Source organism: Pseudomonas sp. JZ134 (genome assembly GCF_051027695.1).
GTDB classification, from domain to species: Bacteria; Pseudomonadota; Gammaproteobacteria; order Pseudomonadales; family Pseudomonadaceae; genus Chryseomonas; species Chryseomonas luteola.
Map to the genome: position 1 here is coordinate 1,236,984 of NZ_CP069250.1, position 18,393 is coordinate 1,255,376.

The 18,393-nt window shown below is 55.8% G+C and carries 19 protein-coding genes; 11 read left to right on the forward strand and 8 right to left on the reverse strand.

Features of this window, described 5'->3' with window-relative positions; genetic code table 11:
• Window positions 1-115 precede the first annotated feature (115 nt).
• The 3 genes from JQR86_RS05655 to JQR86_RS05665 are packed head-to-tail and all read left to right on the forward strand — an operon-like array spanning window position 116 to window position 3,911.
• Complete coding sequence (locus JQR86_RS05655; protein ID WP_434154469.1) at window positions 116-2,413, forward strand: TonB-dependent receptor; 2,298 nt, start codon at window positions 116-118, stop codon at window positions 2,411-2,413.
• Between the two features lie 17 nt (window positions 2,414-2,430).
• Window positions 2,431-3,219: a tetratricopeptide repeat protein gene (locus tag JQR86_RS05660; RefSeq protein WP_286787503.1), complete on the forward strand. Its 789-nt coding sequence runs from the start codon at window positions 2,431-2,433 to the stop codon at window positions 3,217-3,219.
• An 11-nt stretch (window positions 3,220-3,230) separates the two neighbouring features.
• Entirely contained in the window at window positions 3,231-3,911 is a 681-nt protein-coding gene (locus tag JQR86_RS05665) for a Fe2+-dependent dioxygenase (protein ID WP_407362109.1), read from the forward strand.
• Between the two features lie 7 nt (window positions 3,912-3,918).
• Here JQR86_RS05665 and JQR86_RS05670 read toward each other — a convergent pair whose 3' ends face one another.
• Window positions 3,919-5,328 (reverse strand): DHA2 family efflux MFS transporter permease subunit, encoded by a 1,410-nt coding sequence (locus JQR86_RS05670; RefSeq protein ID WP_407362108.1) that lies wholly within the window; start codon window positions 5,326-5,328, stop codon window positions 3,919-3,921.
• 339 nt (window positions 5,329-5,667) lie between these two features.
• On the opposite strand from JQR86_RS05670, the gene JQR86_RS05675 reads away from it, so the two are divergent.
• On the forward strand, window positions 5,668-5,901 hold the full coding sequence (locus tag JQR86_RS05675) for a hypothetical protein (protein WP_010795213.1): 234 nt from the start codon (window positions 5,668-5,670) through the stop codon (window positions 5,899-5,901).
• Window positions 5,902-6,290: 389 nt separating this feature from the next.
• Window positions 6,291-6,845 carry a DJ-1 family glyoxalase III gene (locus tag JQR86_RS05680; RefSeq protein ID WP_019366336.1) on the forward strand — a complete coding sequence of 185 codons (555 nt, stop codon included), beginning with the start codon at window positions 6,291-6,293 and terminating at the stop codon, window positions 6,843-6,845.
• 38 nt (window positions 6,846-6,883) lie between these two features.
• On the opposite strand, the gene JQR86_RS05685 is transcribed toward JQR86_RS05680, so the two are convergent.
• The gene (locus JQR86_RS05685; protein WP_434154471.1) at window positions 6,884-7,204 is read right to left on the reverse strand and encodes a DUF3509 domain-containing protein; all 321 of its coding nucleotides are present in this window, start codon (window positions 7,202-7,204) and stop codon (window positions 6,884-6,886) included.
• 270 nt (window positions 7,205-7,474) lie between these two features.
• Between JQR86_RS05685 and JQR86_RS05690 the strand changes: the two genes are divergently transcribed.
• The 3 genes from JQR86_RS05690 to JQR86_RS05700 are packed head-to-tail and all read left to right on the forward strand — an operon-like array spanning window position 7,475 to window position 11,192.
• Window positions 7,475-8,002: a (2Fe-2S)-binding protein gene (locus tag JQR86_RS05690; protein WP_434140071.1), complete on the forward strand. Its 528-nt coding sequence runs from the start codon at window positions 7,475-7,477 to the stop codon at window positions 8,000-8,002.
• Window positions 7,999-8,988: an FAD binding domain-containing protein gene (locus JQR86_RS05695; protein WP_150346910.1), complete on the forward strand. Its 990-nt coding sequence runs from the start codon at window positions 7,999-8,001 to the stop codon at window positions 8,986-8,988. Before JQR86_RS05690 ends, JQR86_RS05695 begins: the two co-directional genes overlap by 4 nt.
• Complete coding sequence (locus tag JQR86_RS05700; protein WP_434154472.1) at window positions 8,985-11,192, forward strand: xanthine dehydrogenase family protein molybdopterin-binding subunit; 2,208 nt, start codon at window positions 8,985-8,987, stop codon at window positions 11,190-11,192. Before JQR86_RS05695 ends, JQR86_RS05700 begins: the two co-directional genes overlap by 4 nt.
• A gap of 61 nt (window positions 11,193-11,253) precedes the next feature.
• On the opposite strand, the gene JQR86_RS05705 is transcribed toward JQR86_RS05700, so the two are convergent.
• The 4 genes from JQR86_RS05705 to purM form a co-directional block, all read right to left on the reverse strand.
• On the reverse strand, window positions 11,254-11,424 hold the full coding sequence (locus tag JQR86_RS05705) for a hypothetical protein (protein ID WP_434154473.1): 171 nt from the start codon (window positions 11,422-11,424) through the stop codon (window positions 11,254-11,256).
• Between the two features lie 220 nt (window positions 11,425-11,644).
• Window positions 11,645-12,361 carry a DUF3108 domain-containing protein gene (locus tag JQR86_RS05710; RefSeq protein WP_010795206.1) on the reverse strand — a complete coding sequence of 239 codons (717 nt, stop codon included), beginning with the start codon at window positions 12,359-12,361 and terminating at the stop codon, window positions 11,645-11,647.
• A gap of 12 nt (window positions 12,362-12,373) precedes the next feature.
• Window positions 12,374-13,024, reverse strand: coding sequence for a phosphoribosylglycinamide formyltransferase (gene purN / locus JQR86_RS05715; RefSeq protein ID WP_407362105.1), 651 nt, complete (start codon window positions 13,022-13,024; stop codon window positions 12,374-12,376).
• Window positions 13,024-14,082: a phosphoribosylformylglycinamidine cyclo-ligase gene (gene purM, locus JQR86_RS05720; RefSeq protein ID WP_019366330.1), complete on the reverse strand. Its 1,059-nt coding sequence runs from the start codon at window positions 14,080-14,082 to the stop codon at window positions 13,024-13,026. Before purM ends, purN begins: the two co-directional genes overlap by 1 nt.
• Before the next feature lie 293 nt (window positions 14,083-14,375).
• On the opposite strand from purM, the gene JQR86_RS05725 reads away from it, so the two are divergent.
• From JQR86_RS05725 to hda, 3 genes are all read left to right on the forward strand, one after another.
• Window positions 14,376-15,440: a DUF2066 domain-containing protein gene (locus JQR86_RS05725; RefSeq protein WP_407362104.1), complete on the forward strand. Its 1,065-nt coding sequence runs from the start codon at window positions 14,376-14,378 to the stop codon at window positions 15,438-15,440.
• A gap of 113 nt (window positions 15,441-15,553) precedes the next feature.
• Window positions 15,554-16,645 (forward strand): AI-2E family transporter, encoded by a 1,092-nt coding sequence (locus tag JQR86_RS05730; RefSeq protein ID WP_407362103.1) that lies wholly within the window; start codon window positions 15,554-15,556, stop codon window positions 16,643-16,645.
• On the forward strand, window positions 16,642-17,346 hold the full coding sequence (gene hda / locus JQR86_RS05735; RefSeq protein WP_010795201.1) for a DnaA regulatory inactivator Hda: 705 nt from the start codon (window positions 16,642-16,644) through the stop codon (window positions 17,344-17,346). The genes JQR86_RS05730 and hda overlap by 4 nt, the downstream gene beginning before the upstream one ends.
• A 35-nt stretch (window positions 17,347-17,381) precedes the next feature.
• On the opposite strand, the gene wrbA is transcribed toward hda, so the two are convergent.
• Entirely contained in the window at window positions 17,382-17,984 is a 603-nt protein-coding gene (gene wrbA, locus JQR86_RS05740) for an NAD(P)H:quinone oxidoreductase (RefSeq protein WP_407362102.1), read from the reverse strand.
• On the reverse strand, window positions 17,981-18,334 hold the full coding sequence (gene arsC, locus JQR86_RS05745) for an arsenate reductase (glutaredoxin) (protein ID WP_407362101.1): 354 nt from the start codon (window positions 18,332-18,334) through the stop codon (window positions 17,981-17,983). Before arsC ends, wrbA begins: the two co-directional genes overlap by 4 nt.
• Window positions 18,335-18,393 lie beyond the last annotated feature (59 nt).

An 18,393-nucleotide genomic window follows, 5' to 3' on the forward strand; every position in this document is an offset into this window, starting at 1 on the left:
TCGTAATCTTCTAAAAGTAATAAGCAGACGAAGCCGCACTGGCATGAGCGCCTGATAATTATTATCATTTCACGAAATTTTGACATTTGTGAAAATAACGTGAAAAGGGCTCGTCATGCGAGAAAGAGATACTTCGGTAATTGGCCTTCCCTACAAGACGTCCATTGGCTTGGCCCTGGCGTCCTTATCGGGGCTGACTCATGGACAAACCGCAGAGCAGGCACCGCAGGAGCTGGACAGTCTGACCGTCACAGCTGATGCTGAAGGGGAGTACCAGACGCAAACGCTGTCCTCCGACAAGTACACGCAACCCTTGCGTGACGTCCCACAAAGCATCACGGTCGTGCCGCAGGCGGTTATCGAGCAGCAGAACGCCCAAACGCTTGAGCAGGTGCTCTCCAATGTGCCTGGTATTACGTTCAGCTCCGGTGAAGGCGCAGGTGGCGTAGGGGACAGCATCAATATCCGCGGCTTCAATAGCGGCAACTACGGTGGGTCGAACGTCTATCTGGATGGCGTGCGTGACTCTGCCTTTTACACCCGCTCCGAAATGTTCAATACCGAGCAGGTTGAAGTCGTCAAGGGCTCCAGCTCCTCGGCCTGGGGCGCGGGCGTCATTGGGGGCGCGATCAACATGGTCACCAAGACCCCTAGCCTTCATGAGTTCAACCGCGTAACGGCGGGTGTTGGAACAGCGGATTACAAGCGGCTTACCCTAGATACCAACCATGTACTCGACGAGGAGAGCGGCACTGCGTTCCGGTTGAATCTGGTTGGGCATGAGTCAGGTATCAACGGGCGTGACTGGATCGAGCGGGATCGGTGGGGGATTGCACCTTCGCTTGCTTTTGGTCTCAATACCGACACGCGCAATATCTTCACGTATGAACATCTGGAAGACACCGGTAATTACGATTACGGAATTCCAACGCTGCACGACGGAAAGAGCCCCCGGCAGAGTGGCGGTCACCCAAGCCGGGTTCCGGGCGTCAAGTGGGATGGATATTTTGGCTACCGCAACCTGGATAAGGAAGACAACCGCATCGATCGCGCGACCTGGCGGTTCGAGCATGACATCAACAGCAACGTCTCCTTCAGTAACCAGCTCTCGTTCAACCAGCTCCAGCGTAGCTACGTGGTAACGACTCCAGGAGGCGACCTATCGCTTCAAGCTGGCGGAAATGGCTCCCTGCGTCGTTTGCGCGGTCCGGCGCGGCATACCGACAACCAGACACTGAGTGACCAGGCGAACGTGACTTGGCGCTTCGATACGGCGGGTATCGAGCATACTCTGGTCACAGGCCTGGAATACACGCGGGAAGACCTTCGGTACAAGACGGGCAGCCTGCGCTATGGTGCCCAGGGCAACACCTTTGCCGTTGATCCGGCCAACCCGCCGTCCAAGTTCGTTGGTTCTCGTGAGGTCGCCTACACCGGCGAGATCAACGCCGAGTCGGAAACCAAAGCCTATTACCTGATTGATACCCTGAAGTTCTCACCGCAATGGCAGTTGGATGTTTCGGCCCGTCAGGATCACTGGAAGGCACGTACCACGCGTGACCGCACTCGCACCCTGAACACGACTACCGGTACGCTGAGCAACTGGACGGACGCAGCAAACGTCAGCCAGAAGGAAAAGCTTTTCAGCTACCGTGGCGCTCTGAGCTACAAGCCCGTGGATAACGGGACGTTCTACGTCAGCTATGGCAATGCCAAGCAGCCCGGTTCTATTCAGATTGCCACAACTGGAAGCTTGGGAGAGGAGGGGCTTTCACCTACCAAGGGCAAGACGTATGAGGTAGGGACCAAGTGGGATCTGATGCACGAGCGATTGTCACTGACGGCCGCCCTGTTCCGTACGGATCTGGAAAGCACGCAATATGACAGTGACGACGAGCTGGGTAATGTCTTCAGCTCAAAATATCGCGTTGATGGTCTTGAGCTGGGTGCTTCCGGCAACATCACGGACAAGTGGTCGGTGTTCGGTGGATACGCGTATATGAAGAGCAAGATCCGCAGCTACAGCTCGGTTAACAGTAGCACCGACTTTGCCAACCCCAACGCCAGTGAGGAGGGAATTTCGCTGCCCAACACGCCGCGCCATTCAGCCAGCCTCTGGACCAGCTATGCTCTGCCGCATGACGTGACGGTCAGCTATGGCGTCAACTATGTAGGGGAGCGCTACATTGCCTTGGGCCGTGCGCAGGCGATTACCAGCGAACAGCGTGTAAAGGTGCCGGATTATGTGGTGCATAACGCGGCGGTGGACTGGCAGGCGACCTCTGATCTGGCCCTGCGCCTCAACATCGTCAACCTGTTCGACAAGCACTACTGGCGTCAGTACAACGGCCGTGGCTTCGGTGTTCCAGGGGAAGGACGCGGTGCTCAGTTAACAGCCGAGTACAGCTTTTGACAGGGCGGCACCCCTCATTGGGCACTGACTCCCTGCTGCGTTACGGGCTGGAGGATCCGCGGCGACTTGCTCGGTTCCTCCTGCAGGGGGCCGAACGTGGTTTGCCCGAGGCGCAGGCGCGTCTCGGGCAGATCCTGCTTGATGGTAACGGCATTCAGCGCGACCAGGCGTTGGCGTTGCGGTGGTTCCGTATTGCAGCCCACCATGGTCATGCGGATGCCATGAACATGGTGGGGCGTTGTCTGGAAAATGGCTGGGGGACGGCTGTAGATCTGGCAGCTGCCGCACGGGCGTATGCCCAAGCCGCGCAGCTTGGGCTCGACTGGGGATTCTACAATTATGCCAACCTGCTGGCGCAGGGGCATGGTGTACCCAGGGATCGCGCCGCCGCATTGGAGCTGTACCGCCAGGCAGCCAGACAAGGCCACGCCAAATCAATGAACCTGGTGGGACGCTTTTATGAAGAAGGCTGGGGCGTACCCGTGGACATGGAAGAGGCTGCACGCTGGTATCTGTCTGCCGCACAGGCTGGCGACTTTCGAGGACAGTGCAGTCATGCAGCCCTACTGACCCGACAGGGGCGGGTGGATGAAGCGGTATCGTGGCTAAGGCAGGCCATGCGAACTGCCACACCCGGCTTTCTACAAAAAATAGCCGAGGCACTGGCGGTCTCCGACAGTGAGCCATTGCGTGCGCTGGCAGCTGAAATCAATAGCCGCTACGCCCGAATGCAGGAACCTTTGCCAGCGATGTCTTCCGGCAAGGAAGGCTTTTCATCGTCACTTTCGCTGTGTCCTGACACCTAAAGGAAACGTTTATGCTCGTACATATCCCCGGCGTATTTTCGCCCGAAGAGGCATGTGACATCGAACATGTGTTGCGGCAGGCGAAATGGGGAGACGGAAAGGTAACGGCAGGCCATCAGTCCGCTAAAGCCAAGCACAATATTCAATTACCCGAGGATGACCCGGTCTCTATCGAGCTGGGCAATCAGATCGTTCAGCGTCTGAGCCACCACCCTGTTTTCGTGTCGGCAGTCTTGCCACGAAAGGTGTTTCCGCCGTTGTTCAACTGTTATAGAGAAGGCGGGTCTTTCGGATTTCATATCGATAACGCCATCCGCGCATTGAAAGGGCATCCTGAGCGGGTCCGCACGGATGTCTCTGCGACACTTTTCTTCTCTTCGCCCGATACCTACGATGGCGGTGAGCTGATTATTCAGGACACCTATGGCGAGCAGCAGGTCAAGCTTCCTGCAGGTGACATGGTCATCTATCCTGCTACGAGTCTTCATCGGGTTGCGCCGGTGACACGCGGCGCACGTATCGCCAGTTTTTTCTGGACTCAAAGCCTAGTGCGTGATGATGGTCATCGCCGCTTGTTGTATGACCTGGATCAGGCCATACAGCGTCTTACCCGCGATGTGCCTGATCATGAGGCTCTGCTTGCACTGACCGGAACCTATCACAACCTGCTCCGGCAATGGGCCGACGTCTAACGCCTGTTCAGCGGACGTGGCGTGGTTGATGTCCCGTAACGGCATCCCCTGCATTGCGGGCCAGTCCAAGGCTGTCTATCACGCTTAACAAGCCTATTACGCCAATGACGATGAAGGCCGTGTGGAAATCGGTAAGCTGCGCTGTGGCATGATCGTTCCACTCCATGGAGGCCCTGAGCGCCAATGCGCCAATAGCCACACCAATACCGGTCGAGAGTTGAAATACCGTACTGAACAGGGTGGAGGCGTCGCTCATCCTGGGCTTGGGGACGTCGGCAAAGGCAAGTGTATTATTGGCGGTAAATTGCAGTGAGCGCGCCATGCCGCTTACGAATAGCAGGAGCAGAATAGCGGGCAGGGGCCAGCGCTCGGACAGCAGAGCGCAGAGCAGAAGCGTCACGGCGCAAACCAGACCGTTGACGATCAGGGTTCGCCGCAGACCGAACAGACGCATGACCGGTGTGGTAAATACCTTCATGAAAAGGTTTCCGGCAAACAGCGCTAGTAGAATCAGGCCAGCATGAAACGCATTGAAGCCAAAGCACAGCTGGAACATCAATGGCAGCAGAAAGGGTGCGGTGTTGATGCTGATACGAAACAGAGTGCCGCCATACAGCGACACGCGGTAGGTCTGAATGCCGAGGTTCGAAAGGTCGATCAGTGGATGTTCCTGCTGGCGCATATGCCAGACGGCCAATCCACCCAGCATGAGGCCTGCCAGTATCCATACCAGATTACTGCCCAGCGTATCGTGACCTTGACCGATTTGCTCCATGCCGAACATAAGCGTAAGGCAGGCACCGCTTACTAATAGAAAGCCAAACCAATCAAGTGGTGCCCGGCGCGTTTCGGTGCCGGTCGGAATCATTCGTAGAGCCAGAATAAGGGCGATCAGCCCCAGGGGCAGGTTAAGGTAGAAAATCCAGCGCCAAGACGTATAGGTGGTAATCAGTCCACCTAGCGGAGGACCTAGTACAGGTGCGATCAAGCCAGGCCAGGTAATAAAGGCAATGGCTCTGACCAGATCTTTCTTTTCAGTGATGCGCAACACTACCAGACGGCCTACGGGCACCATCATGGCACCGCCAATGCCTTGCAACACCCGGGCGGCAATGAATTGCTCAAGTGTCTGAGCAATTCCGCATAGCAGCGAGGCCAGTGTGAAGAAGCCTATAGCGCTCGCAAAGACACGGCGGGCACCAAAGCGGTCTGCAATCCATCCGCTGATAGGAATGAACACAGCAAGCGCCAGAATGTAGGCACTGATCCCAACGTTAAGATCGACAGCCGAACGCCGAAAGGACTCTCCCATTTGTGGAAGTGCCGTTGCGATCACGGTAGCGTCCAGGTTTTCCATGAAAAAGGTGGCAGCTACCAGTAGGGCTACAGAAGTCGACTGGCGTTTGGAATAAGACATGAGAGAAACATCAGGAAATGGATCAACAGCATCCTACAGATATCGTTAAGGGTGGGGTATAGCCAATAAGGTTGGAAAAGAAGAGAAAATGATTAATTTCAGCGAAGCGGCTGATAAATGCTAATGAAATTCCGAGAAAATATAGCTATCTGCTTGATTTCAAATGCCTCTTTTTCGGTTTGTTTGCTCGTTCAGTCAACTGGGGTTGCCAGGAGGGCTGGAGGCCGCGCCATTGCTGAGGTTTTGCCCTTCAAAAACAGGTGCATTTGGTCGGGTTTTGATTTGTCAAGGAGGAGTTTTGAGTTACTGTATGCGTGTACAGTATCAAGGGTGTTCGTAATGCAGAATGATCTTTTCCACTCTGATGAAATCCTGCTTGAACTGAACCTGCGCCAGGAAAATGAACTGCTGCGTAAAGAGCTTGAGCAGCAGAAGCACACTATCGAAGGACTGAACGAGTCATACGCTGAGGCGCTGGCACGTATCGAGCAACTTCAGGCGCGTCTGGGGCTATGGTCGCCCAGCTTGCGTGGTCGTAAAACATCCAGAACGCTGCATCAAGCCGGCGTTTAAGTGACCTTGTAACCTACAGGGTCACCATAAATAACCAACCTACCTGTTGAGCTGGGGCGTCACGGCAGAGCCTGCGACGCCTTTTCTCTTAAAACAAAGTAATACCAGCCCAAAATATTAAGGCACAATGATATTTACAAACTTTGCTTATGACAGGCGAGCAGGAAGGAGTATGTCGTTGCAGTGGGCCGACTTATCTTGCGAGTAGTACAAACAAGGCTCGACTTTTGCCGGACGCTCTGGAATGGCGAGTTTAGCTGCATTATGAATGGCAGCGATTGATTCTATTCCTGCCGATCTCCTCAACGAAGGTAACAAACTGAACCGTTTGTTGTTTTTAGAACCTATGCTTTGCACTAAGGTATGCGTGTCTGACAGCAGGAGGTTCCATGATTCGCGCTTTGCTTGCCGTTGCGGACGGTAATGAGGATATCGAAACCGTTACGCTGATCGATGTACTGCGTCGTGCTGGCATCGAGGTACTGGTAACCAGTATCGAGGCGCGTCGCCAGATTACGCTGGCCAGAGGTACCCGCTTGATGAGCGATGTGACCTTACTGGAAGTGCAGGCCATGAGCTTTGATCTTATTGTCTTGCCTGGCGGCATGCCAGGCGCTCAACGGTTGGCCGATTGCACGGCGCTGCGCCATTTCATGCGACGGCATGTAGAACAGGGCAGGCTCTACGGAGCGATTTGCGCTGCGCCTGCTGTCATTCTCGAACCCTGGGGGTTGGTCGAGGGTAAGCGTATAACCTGCTACCCAAGCTTTATCGAGCAACTCGAGCAAGGGCAATATGTCAACGAGCCCGTCGTAGTGGATGGCCGTTGTGTCACTAGCCAAGGCCCCGGTACAGCCCAGCTGTTTGCTCTTGAGCTGGTCAATCAGCTTGTGGGTAAGGAACAGCGCGACACCGTTGCAGAGGCGTTGCTGACACCCTTTTGATAGCACGTTCCGTGCGCCGTCGTGGGTCAACGGCGCACCTAGGCAGTGCCATCGGAAGCCGCACCTTGCCGGCCAATTGATGGCGTAAGTGCCTGATCATTGGCCGGCTCCGAAAGCGCTTTCATCACCGAAATTCCTTGGCCTGCGTCAATGGCCAGCCCAAACCGTATGGTGTCGATTACGCGCTGAACCCTTGCCGGGTCTGCCAGTTGTTCCGCTGTGATGATTCGGCGGATTTTCGAGCCTTTCTGGTCGGTCAGTACCAGCGTGACGCTGCCTTCCAGATTTTCGATCAGAAAATTGATACTGAAACCCGCCTCGAACGCTTGTGCAATGGATTGCAAGGGACTCATTGCCATAGTGCTTTTCCTCACTGCCTTCACGTACCGCTCAAACACCATGAAGGCTGTGCAAAAACCGAGCCTTCAGGCGAAGCCTTTTATATCTGTAGTGAATAACGGTTTCTGGTCGAGCATCGCACTGAGTCCTCCATCACATCTTGCCATGGGTTTGTGCTGAACCCTTGACGGAAGCTTTCAGTCGTATTCCTGAAATAGACATCCAATCGATGCCTTTCATGAAAAAAAGAGTGACTTCAGATCACTCCCCTTTACGACCGTGAGGCCTTTATGAATGCGACTCCTGCTCGCCAGCTTCGGCCCGACGCCGGTGCTGATACCCATACGATTTCCCTGATCATCAATGGTAAACAGCATGAGCTGACCGTCGAGCCCTGGACGACATTGCTTGATCTGCTACGCGAACACCTGGACATGACCGGTACGAAGAAAGGATGCGACCATGGACAGTGTGGTGCCTGTACCGTGTTGGTCAACGGAACCCGCATCAACTCCTGCCTGAGTCTGGCCGTCATGCAGGACGGCGCTGAAATCACAACTATCGAAGGCCTGGCCAACGGCGATGAGTTACACCCCATGCAGGCAGCCTTCGTTGAGCAAGATGCCTTCCAGTGCGGTTATTGCACACCGGGGCAGATCTGTTCTGCCATTGGCATGATCAAGGAAGGCAAGGCGCAGACGCGTGATGAGATTCGTGAGCAAATGAGCGGAAACCTGTGCCGTTGCGGTGCTTACAACAACATTCTGGCGGCTATCGAGCAGGCCATGCCTGCCTGCAAGGGAGGGCCACGGGAATGAATCGCTTCAGTTATTCAAAACCCCAGCAAGTCACCGATGCCATCCAGCAGTTAAGTGACACGGGGCGGTTCATCGCCGGTGGGACCAACCTGCTCGACCTGATGAAGGAAAACGTGGCACGCCCCGACCAGCTGGTCGATATCAATGCGTTGCCCTTGCGCGAGATCGAAACGACGCAGGCCGGGGGCTTGCATATCGGGGCATTGGTCAAGAACTCGACGGTTGCCTACCATCCTGATGTCGAGCGGGTGTATCCCTTGCTTTCTCAAGCCATTCTGGCGGGTGCCTCGGCCCAGCTGCGCAACATGGCGTCCACCGGAGGCAATCTGCTCCAGCGCACGCGTTGTTATTACTTCTACGATATCGGCACGCCCTGCAATAAGCGCGAGCCGGGCTCAGGCTGCGGGGCGCTCAATGGCCAGAACCGCATCCATGCCGTTTTGGGGCATAGCGATCAGTGTATCGCCGTCCATCCATCCGACATGGCCGTTGCGTTGGCTGCGTTGGAGGCCTTGGTTCATGTGTCAGGGCCTGAGGGTGACCGCGTGATTCCGATGAGCGAGTTTCACCGTCTGCCTGGTGATACACCACATCTGGACACCAATCTGGGACAGCATGAACTCATTACTGCTGTTGAGCTGCCTCCCAGAGGATTTGCCGAGAACTACGCCTACGTCAAGATCCGTGACCGAGCGTCCTATGCTTTTGCGCTTGTCTCGGTTGCCGCGGCGCTGGAGCTCAACAGCGACAACATAGGCACAGCCCGTATTGCCTTGGGAGGTGTGGCCCATAAACCCTGGCGTAAACCTGAGGCTGAAGCATTGCTGGCAGGCAAGCCGGCTACCGAAGAGAACTTTCGGGCAGCTGCAGAATTGCTCATGCAGGGAGCCCAGGGGTTCGAGCACAACAGCTTCAAGATTGAACTGGCCAAGCGCGCCATTGTGCGTGCCTTGAGCGAGGCTGCTTCAGGAGTAAATGCCAAATGACAGCTTATCTAGGAAAGGCCGTTTCTCGGGTCGATGGGCCACTCAAGGTAACTGGCAAAGCCCTTTATGCCGGTGAGTTCGGTACAGCCGACCTCTGCACCGGTTATGTCGTCAACAGCTCGGTAGCCAAGGGCCGCATCCTGAGCATCGATACCCAGGCAGCGCTCAGTGTTCCGGGTGTTCTGGATGTCATTACCTATGAAAACCGTCCCGAGGTGGCATCGTATAACGAAAGCTACACCGATATGGACGCCGCAGATGGCAAGCACTTTCGTCCTCTCTATAACGACCGAGTCCTGTTCAACATGCAGCCGGTTGCGCTGGTGGTGGCAGAAAGCTTCGAAGCTGCTCGCTATGCGGCTTCGCTGATTCGAGTGGATTACGAAACCGAGCCGCATCAGGCTGACATCTACGCTCAGCGTGGCAATGCCCATAAGGCGCCTACGCCCATGCCGCCAGATCGCGGCGATGCCGATAGCGCCTGGGCGAGTGCACCAGTCAAGATCGAGGCGGAATACCATTCGGCCGCCGAGTTTCATAATCCGATGGAGATGCATGCCTCTACGGTCATTTACAACACGGATGGCAAGTTGACCGTCCATGACAAGACGCAGGGCGTGCAGAACAGCGCTCAGTTCATTTCCAACATCTTCGGCCTGCCTGATGGAGATGTACGTGTCGTAACACCCTTTGTAGGTGGCGCCTTTGGTTCTGGTCTGCGCCCACAGTATCAACTGGTACTGGCGACCATGGCGGCGCTTAAGCTCAAGCGTTCCGTTCGAGTAGTGCTGTCCCGCGAGCAAATGTTCTCGTTCGGTCATCGCCCGGAAACCATCCAGCATTTCCGGCTGGCGTGTGATCAGGAAGGCAAGCTGGTTTCGACTATCCACGAAGTAGTAGGCGAGACTTCAAGCTTTGAAGACTTCACCGAGATGGTCGTGGTCTGGTCCGCTTCGCTCTATGGATGCCCCAACGTGCGGCTGGATTACAAGCTGGCTCCCCTTGACCTCTATACACCGCTGGACATGCGTGCACCGGGCGCTGTGCTAGGTGTCTATGGCCTTGAATCCGCGATGGACGAGCTGGCCTACGCGGCCAACATTGATCCATTGGAGTTTCGTATCCGCAACTTCACGGATGTCGATCCTGCCTCCAACAAGCCTTACTCAAGCAAGGAGTTGCTCGAATGCTACCGCCAGGGTGCCGAACGGTTTGGCTGGTCCAAGCGTAGTCACGAACCACGCTCAATGCGCGATGGCAAGCAGCTGGTAGGGTGGGGAATGGCAACCGGTGTCTGGGAGGCCATGCAGAATCCCGCCAGTGCCAAGGCAGTGATCAACATCGACGGTAGCTTGGTCGTCTCCAGCGCTACAGCTGATATCGGTACGGGTACCTATACCGTCATGACCCAGATCGCAGCGGAAATCTTCGGTCTGCCTCTGGAAAAGGTCACATTCAGATTGGGTGACTCGACTTTGCCCAAGGCGCCTCTGGAAGGGGGATCGTTTACCGTTTCTTCTGTTGGCTCCGCCGTTAAGCAGGCATGCGAAACCCTTCAACAGCAACTGCTTGATCAAGCCAAGGAAGAGGACCAATCGCCCTTCAGCAACCTTGAGTTGACCGACGTCGTTTTCGAAAATGGTGAAATTTGCATCAAGGCCGCACCTGCCGAGCGAATCAAGATCACCGATCTCTTAAAAAAGGGGGGGACGCCAAGCATGGAGGCTTCCGCCAGTGCCTCGCCTAAGAAGGAGCGGGACGATTACACAACGGCTACCCACTCTGCAGTGTTTGTGGAGGTCAAGGTCGACGAAGACTTCGGTACGATTCAGGTCAGCCGGATGGTCAGTGCCATTGCAGCGGGGCGCGTCTTGAGTCTCAAGCCAGGACGAAACCAGATCCTGGGCGGAATGGTCTGGGGGATTGGCATGGCTATGCAGGAAGAGGGGATGCTTGATAAGGATCTGGCCCGCTGGATGAACCACAACATTGCCGAATACCATTTTCCGGTAAACGCCGATGTGCATGATCTGGATGTCATCTTTGTCGAAGAGCACGACGAGATCGTCAATCCGCTCGGTGCAAAGGGGATAGGCGAGATCGGTATCGTAGGGGTTGCGGCGGCTATCGCCAACGCGGTCTATCACGCAACAGGCAAGCGTATTCGCGATCTGCCAATTACCCTGGATAAGGTTTTCGAATAAAACGACTGATCAAAAAAGCCCGCCTCTAACAGGCGGGCTTTTTTATGGATACTGCTTTAAATCAACACTGACTTTCTTCTTCGATCTGCGCTTTATACGCGACCGCATCGGCCTCGGAATGATAAATACCGACTAAATGGCCTTCCTGGTGAACGTCCCAGACAGATAAACCCAATGAACGGGCTTCTTGAGACATATGGTTTTCGTCGCGTTCAGTCACTGTAACGGTCATTGTCTTTCTCCTTGGTTAAAAGGGCACGCAAGGCAGCTAACAACTCGATCATTGATCAATCAGGAAAAGAGACCAAGCTGATTGTTTGCAATAATCTGTTACATTTATAGCGACAATATGTCGCAGGTTCAACAGGCGGCACGTCCTTTTGCAAAAACACAGGCAATAAAAAACGCGTCTTACCTCTCGATAAGACGCGTTTTTAGAGGTACCAGGCGATTTAGCCTTGCTGACCTTTTACCGGCTTGCCATCAACAGAGCCGTCTTCCAGCATGATCTGGTATTCCTTGCCATCGGTTTCCATCTGATACAGGCGGACCAGCAGGTAATCCCAGTTCTTCGCAAACCACAGTTCAGTCTTACGGTTGCTCTTGGTGGGATCTCGAACGCGCTCGACCTTGATGGCATCAACCAGACCCACCTTGGTGCGCACGCGCTCCTCGCCAATTACGCGAAAGTCGTAAGTATCGATCTCATCACCATCGACCACCTGGTAGCTCATGCTTTTCTTGCCGTCTGCCACATCATGCTGCAAGAGCAGCTGGTAAGTGGATTTGTCCACCAGACCACGGTCCAGCGGCAGGTTGACCGAGTCGCCTTTTTCAGTGCCGGTGACTTTCTTCGCGGTCCAGTCAAAGGTCAGCTTGCTTTCACGGCTTTTACCCAGGCCATGGCGTGAATAGCTATAGCTCGTGGGCAGGAACGTGTCGCCTTCATAGCGGAACGTACTGGCTTCGGTCAGGCCCGCCACCAGCATGGAGGCACTGAATTCAAGTTTCCAATTGCCATCCTGCTGTTTTGTCAGGTGCCGCTCAGCTGAGCCACTCATGGGCATCTGCTTCCAGTCGGCGGTATAGCTGGCATCAAAGGGTTTAAGGTCGAACGCATGGGCGGGCAGGGCCAGCGCAAATGCGATCAGGCACAACAATCGTCGCATGGGATATTTCTCCTAGGATCGAATGACATGTCCAGTAGCCGGCAACGGCTGGGCATCCAGTTCAGCGCCTCGCTCAGTCAGCCGTAAGCGCCCTTGGGCGAACCAGCTGACAGCCAGAGGATAAATTACGTGTTCCTGTCCGTGAACGCGCTGGGCCAGGGTTTCCGCTGTGTCGCCAGGATGAATGGGAACGACGGCCTGTACAACAACCGGGCCGCCATCAAGCTCTTCCGTAACAAAGTGAACACTGCAGCCATGCTCCAGATCGCCTGCATCCAGCGCACGTTGATGCGTACGCAGACCGGTATAGCGTGGCAACAGGGAAGGGTGAATATTGAGCAGCCGGCCTCGGTAATGGGTCACGAAGCGCTCCGTCAGGATACGCATGAAGCCGGCCAGGACCAAGAGGTCCGGTTCAAAGCGATCAACCAGCTCGACGAGGGCAGCGTCGAACGCCTCCCGATCAGCGAACTGTGTATGGTCAAGAACCTGCGCCTCGATGCCCGCTTGGCGAGCACGCTCCAATCCGTAGGCATCCGCACGGTTGGAAACCACCGCGCGGATCTGGATGGGCGCCTCCGGGCTGGTCGAGGCATCGATCAGTGCCTGCAAGTTGCTACCGGCACCTGAGATCAATATCACGACATTACAACGTGCAGGCATCAATGCGTCTTCAGGTTGTTCAGTACAACGCGAGGAGCGCTTTCATCGCAGGCGGCGATCTGACCGATTACCCAAGGCTGTTCACCCGCATCGCGCAACGTGCTCAGCGCTTTATCAACGTGCTCCTGCGCGACGCAGATGACCATGCCAACACCGCAATTCAGCACGCGATGCATTTCTGTCTCGTCAACGTTGCCCTGCTGTTGCAGCCAGTCGAATACAGCCGGACGTGTCCAGCTCTCCACGTCGATGACTGCCTGCGCGTTTTCAGGCAGAACGCGCGGAATGTTTTCGAGCAGGCCGCCACCAGTAATGTGGGCCATCGCTTTCACGGCGCCGGTGTCCTTGATCAGCTTGAGCAGGGGTTTGACGTAGATACGCGTCGGCGCCATCAGAAGGTCGGTCAAAGGTTTGCCGTCGAGCTGGATGCTTTCGATATCCGCGCCTGCAACCTCGATGATCTTGCGGATCAGGGAGTAACCATTGGAGTGCGGGCCGGAGGAGGGCAGCGCGATCAGCGCATCGCCGGTCGCTACCTTGGAGCCGTCGATGATCTCGGCCTTTTCCACCACGCCTACGCAGAAACCAGCCAGATCGTAGTCTTCGCCCTCGTACATGCCGGGCATTTCGGCGGTCTCACCCCCTACCAGCGAGCATCCGGCCTGCTCACAGCCTTCGCCGATACCGGTCACTACCTGAGCCGCGACATCAACGTTCAGTTTGCCGGTGGCATAGTAGTCCAGGAAGAAGAGTGGCTCGGCGCCACAGACAACCAGGTCATTTACACACATAGCAACAAGGTCGATACCAATGCTGTCATGCTTTTTCAGATTCATTGCCAGACGAAGCTTGGTGCCGACACCGTCCGTACCTGAAACCAGAACCGGCTGCTTGTAACCGGCCGGGATTTCACAGAGGGCGCCAAAACCACCGAGGCCGCCCATGACTTCCGGGCGGGCAGTACGCTTGGCGACGCCTTTGATACGTTCAACCAGGGCTTCGCCTGCGTCGATATCCACTCCGGCGTCCTTGTAGCTCAACGAGGGTTGCTTGCTCATGAATCCAGGCCTTTTAAAAATGCTGCGAAACAGGCTATGCCGCGGGCACAGCTTTTGAGAGGCGGCGATTTTACCAGAAGCAATCGGGAAACGGCGCTTCCTGACGAGGCACTGTTGGTCATCGAATGGCCTTGTCAGGCTTATTCAGCTTTTATTCAGTCATAAAGGAGCCTTTTGGCATAAAGCGCGGTCTGATTTCACCGTGATGCTGCACATAACCTGCCCTCAGGCTTGCCGCCGGGCAGGGCGCCTTTTAAGGTATGCCTCTTCGTTCCTGCTTGCCGAGACTCTACATGCGTCGTTTTGCCTTTCTGCTTACGCTCTGCCTACCCTTGCTGAGCCAGTCTGCTTCAGCAGCCTTGGTGGAAGGCCTTTATCAGGTGCGCGAGCCCGTTGCCTCCCAGCAGCCCTCAGAGCGCGACGCTGCGCTGGGGCGTGCCCTGCAGGATCTGGTGGTTCGTTTGACTGGCGATGCGAATGCCGCTCAGAGCCCTGCCTTATCCGAGTCGGTAAAAAGCCCTCAGCAACTGATTACCCAGTACAGTTACGATGCCGGCCCGCCAGCCGTGCTGGTCGTCAATTTCGATCCTGCATCCGTCAACCGTACCCTAACGCAGGCGGGGCTGCCTATCTGGGGAGCCAATCGCCCCTCCGTGATGACGTGGTGGTTGAATGATTCTGATGGCGGTAGTGCCCTGGTGGGTGACAGCCAGCCAGCGGCAGCTCCTTTGCAAAGGGCCGCTCAGGACAGTGGCCTGCCGCTCGTCCTGCCCTTGGCAGACCTCAGTGAACAGCTGGTCGGTACTGCCGAAAATATTGATTCCGGTAAGCCAGACGCTCTGCGTGAGGCTTCCAAGCGTTATAGCAGTGATGTATTGCTGGCGGTTCATGCCAGGCAATCGGGTGGTTCCTGGCAGGCTCAATGGCGGATGTGGCAGGGGACCAATTCGGCACAGGGCAATGCGCAGGGAGCCGATCTGGATGCCCTGGCCAATACTATCATGCATGAGCTAAGTACACGTCTGGCCAAGCAGTTCATTACCAAGCCAGGTTCTACACAAGCACTGACACTAGTAGTGGGTGGGGCCAATTTCGAGCGCTACTCTCAGCTGCAAAAGCTGCTGGAACCCATGGGTGCTCGGTTGCTCAAGGCAGAGAATGGACAGCTTCGCTATCAGCTGACCGCTAACCCGGATCAACTTCATGCACAGTTAGGTCTGGCCGATCTGGAGCAATCTTCTGCACCGGTCGATGCCACCGCGCCCGTTGCGGCACCGGACACCCAAGCTGCACCAGGCGCTTCACAGCCGCCCGCACCTGCGCCAGCACAACAGGTACTCTATTATCGCTGGCGTTGATCGGGTCCGCTAAAGAGAGACCTTACCGCAGGCCGATCATCAGACACTCCCAAGCCGCCTGGCCTTCGCCTAGCGGCTTTCTTTATGCACAAATTATTTAGCGAGAAACGAACATGACGACACGCCGCTGGTATGTCATTGGCGGACTGGCCGTTTTGCTGTGGCTGCTGCACTCGGTGCAGCCTATTCTGTCTCCCTTTCTGGTCAGCATGTTACTGGCCTACCTGGGTGATCCATTGGTAGATCGGCTGGAGCGGCTGGGGCTCTCCCGCACATTGGCCGTGCTTACGGTATATCTGGCCTTCCTGCTGGTTCTGCTGGGCATGCTGCTTGTCATCGTGCCCATGCTGGTCAGGCAGTTCATCCGTCTCTACGAGTTGATGCCTGCCATACTCGACTGGCTCCAGTTCACCGCATTGCCATGGATTCAAATCAAATTCGGTCTTGCAGACAGCTTCTGGCGCTTCGATCGTATCAAGGCGGTACTAGCCAGCCATCTGGATCGTACCGGTGATATCGTCGGTATCGTTCTCGCCCAGGCAACGTCTTCCAGTCTTGCTTTACTGGCCTGGATCGGAAACACGTTGTTGATCCCGGTCGTAAGCTTTTATCTGTTACGTGACTGGGATGTCATGGTTGGCAAGCTCAGAGGCCTGCTCCCACGTCGACACGAAGGCTTGGTGACTCGGCTGCTGGGTGACTGTCATGAGGTACTGGGCGCCTTCCTGCGCGGGCAGCTGATGGTCATGCTTGGCCTTGGAATCATCTATGCCGGTGGGCTGATGCTGGTAGGGCTTGAGCTGGGCCTGTTGATTGGTCTGCTGGCGGGACTGGCCAGCATTGTCCCGTATATGGGATTTGCGGTTGGCATCACGGCAGCCATGGCTGCTGGATTCTTCCAGTTTGGCCTTGATTGGTATCCGCTGCTGGGCATTCTCGTGGTATTTGTCTTCGGACAAATGATCGAAGGCATGGTGCTGACACCGCTTCTGGTGGGTGATCGTATTGGCCTACATCCCGTTGCGGTCATCTTTGCCGTTCTGGCGGGTGGTCAACTGTTTGGTTTCAGCGGTATTCTTCTCGCATTACCCGTAGCCGCCGTCTTGATGGTTCTGCTGCGTCATATCCATGATTTGTATAAACTTTCCGACCTTTACTCCAAACCCGGTCGACCTGAATCCAGCGAGCCGCCAGACACGGCATGAAACCGATACAGTTACCCTTGGGTGTGCGTCTACGCGATGACGCTACCTTTGCCAATTATTATCCCGGCGCAAATGCGGCGGCGCTGGGTTATGTCGAGCGCCTATGCGAGCTGGACGCAGGTTGGGCTGAAAGCCTTATCTACCTCTGGGGAACGGAAGGCGCCGGGCGTAGCCATTTGATGCAGGCTGCCTGCCTGCGGTTTTATCAGATGGGTGAGCAAGCCGTTTATCTGCCAATGGCCGAGCTTTCCGGGTATGGAACCGCGCTGTTTGAAAATCTCGAACAGTGCGAGCTGGTTTGCCTGGACGATCTGGATGCCCTGGCAGGCAAGCGAGAATGGGAAGAGGCGATGTTTCATCTCTTCAATCGTGTGCGGGATGCCGGAAAGCGGCTCTTGCTGTCTGGCTCCAAGCCTCCACGGTCATTGCCTATCAAGCTTCCGGATCTCAAATCACGGCTTACCATGGCATTAGTCTTCCAGCTTCAGCCGCTGTCTGATGAAGACAAGCTGCGTGCGCTGCAGCTGCGCGCCTCTCGACGGGGTCTGCATCTGAACGAAGAGGTGGGACGCTATATCCTGACGCGTGGCTCACGGAGCATGAACTCCTTGTTTGATGTGCTTGAGCGCCTGGATCATGCCTCTCTGCAGGCGCGGCGCAAGCTCACCATTCCGTTCGTCAAGGAAATCATGGATTGGTGAGCCGCTACCTGTTTACGGCGCTGTAGCTAAGCACTTCAGCGGCGCGACTCCAGTTGCAGGGCTGTGGTTGCAAGGCGCTTGCCTAGCGCACGGCACAGCGTGATCTCATGTTCATCCAAGGCCCGCTTGCCATCGGTTCCGGCAAAGTGGCTGGCACCATAAGGTGTGCCGCCACCTTTGGTTTCAAGCAGGGCGCTTTCGCTGTACGGCAATCCGGTTACCAGCATGCCGTGATGGAGCAGAGGCAGCAGCATGGAGAGCAGCGTGCTTTCCTGACCACCGTGCAGACTTGCAGTGGAAGTAAAGACCGCGGCCGGCTTTCCTACCAATTCGCCTGTCAGCCACAAGCTATTCGTGCCATCCAAAAAGTATTTCAGCGCCGCTGCCATGTTGCCATACCGCGTAGGGCTGCCCAAAGCCAGTCCGCTACAATGCCGCAGATCATCAAGGCTGGCATATAGCGCACCTTCCTTTGGAATTTCCGGTGCGGTTGCTTCACATACTGTCGACACACCCGGAACGGTCCTGATACGTGCCTCCAGGCCACCCATTTCCACACCGCGGGCAATCTGCTGAGCCATCTGGGCTGTAGCACCATGTCGGCTGTAATAAAGCACCAGGATATAGGAAGCACTCATGGCAGTATCTCCAGAACCTTTTCTGGCGGACGGCCAATGACCGCCTTGTCGCCTACGATGAAAATGGGGCGTTCAATCAGTTTCGGATGACTCGCCATGGCTTCAATCAGTCTGTCTTCAGAAAGAGTTTCATCCGCCAGGCCTAGCGCTTTGTATTCCTCTTCGCCGGTACGCAGAAGCTGACGAGCCGGGATGCCCAGTTTAAGCAGAATACCCTTGAGGTCTGCGGCGGTAGGGGGCGTTTCAAGGTAGCGAACCACATGCAGGTCCAGTTTTTTTTCCTGCAGCAATTCGAGTGCGCTGCGGGACTTGGAGCAACGAGGATTGTGGAAGAGTATCGATTCGCTCATTGAAAAGGTCGCATCGTTGTGGAGGTGACAGCTATTCTAACGGGCCTCCGGTGGTCTGA